The organism is Microcystis sp. M53602_WE12 (assembly GCF_030065455.1).
GTDB classification, from domain to species: Bacteria; Cyanobacteriota; Cyanobacteriia; order Cyanobacteriales; family Microcystaceae; genus Microcystis; species Microcystis aeruginosa.
Genome location: NZ_JASJFB010000119.1, coordinates 1 through 1,469, shown reverse-complemented (window position 1 = coordinate 1,469; position 1,469 = coordinate 1). Strand labels below are relative to the sequence as shown.

Genomic DNA, 1,469 nt, shown 5'->3' with positions numbered 1-1,469 from the left:
TAGGAAAGCATGGGGATGAAGGTATGATAGCGAGATATGTAAAAGAACAAGATAAAGAATACCTGCAGCTACACCAAAATCTACAATTGAGTCTATTTTGATTCTGATACCCCGTCCGCTTGCGGCGGGGTAGTTCATTCATAGATTTTTAGGGGGCGGAATGTGGGTTTAATCATAGATTTTTATCGATGGTGGAAGATGAAATACCAGATAGCCCCGATATGATTATCCATTTTTTTGGAGAACGATAGACTCTGTCTGACCAATCTAGAAATTCTTTGTCGAAGAGTATTGTTTAATCTTTCAATAGGATTAGTTTGACCAGTTTCTTTACCTACTGCCCGATGACTTTTACGAGGAATTACTGTCTTATATAACTCCCAAAAGTCTGTGTAAGCAACAGCACATTGTCGATAAACTCATGGGAGACTTTTCCAGAGCTTTTTAGCTGATTTACGGCTTCTATCTCCTAAATAACAACCAATTATTTCTCGGGTAGTTCTATCGATAGCTAACCAAATATATACCTAAATTTTATTACAAAATAATAATGACTATAACTCATCCAATTCTATGATTAATTTGCCTTTAGGTTTGTCTGTTACCTATACCTGGCGAGGAAATTGGTTAAATTTATTATTAAGATAGTTTTGTAAACATGACCAACTCACTCCAGTTACTCTAGCAATTCCTCGCAGAGAAATTCTTTCTAGTAGCAGGAGATTTATTAATTTTTGGGTTTCGTTAGAGACGGTTTTATGACTAGGATTAATTACCAACGGTTGACCACAATTTTTACCCTTACGTTTCGGTTTGCCATTATGTGTAGAACCATTTTTGATGGTATGGCAAGAACCACATTTAGGACAACTAAATATTGAAGCTTGTGAATCTTTTGTCAGAAGATTCTGTTCTAAATCTTCATCGCCATCCAACCAAAGTTTAATGATCCAAGAGAAGATATTGATAAAAACAGCAATCATAAAAAGCAAATTCTTGACATTTGTCAGGTAATTATTTTTATTAGTAAATATTCTACACAACTCAGGCTAGATAAGCAAGAGAGCTACGCCACTACTATCGGATCACTACCGTCGGTTCTTGTTACGGCGATCGCCTGTACTTTTGAAAATGGTGACAAAACGGGAATCATAGGCACAATTCAAACTTGAGTTTTGCGACTACCTGAGTGATCTAACTCACACAGCTTAAATCATGCAATCCATAAGGTCAATCAATTTGGCAATCAAAAAGTACTGGATATGGGAGTGATCGGGGGGAAATTTAGGCACTTTTTCCCTGAAACCCACATTCCGCACCCTCAACTGTCACATAAGCTGTCCCCCTCCAGAGACTTGAGTAAAAATACTTAGCTGGTGAAGGTTTTCTCGGTGGCCGCTAGGGGGGGTCTTGAGACCCCTAATTAGGGTCTGCTGAAAAAGTTTTTCGTGGGGACAGGGTGTGGGGTG

The 1,469-nt window shown here is 38.3% G+C and carries 2 pseudogenes; one reads left to right on the top strand and one right to left on the bottom strand.

What is annotated here, in order from left to right:
* Nucleotides 1-101: pseudogene (locus PX482_RS28035) on the top strand (IS200/IS605 family transposase); the annotation flags it as partial.
* A gap of 81 nt (nucleotides 102-182) precedes the next feature.
* Here PX482_RS28035 and PX482_RS04725 read toward each other — a convergent pair.
* Nucleotides 183-902 (bottom strand): annotated as a pseudogene (locus PX482_RS04725) (IS1 family transposase).
* Between the last annotated feature and the right edge of the window lie 567 nt (nucleotides 903-1,469).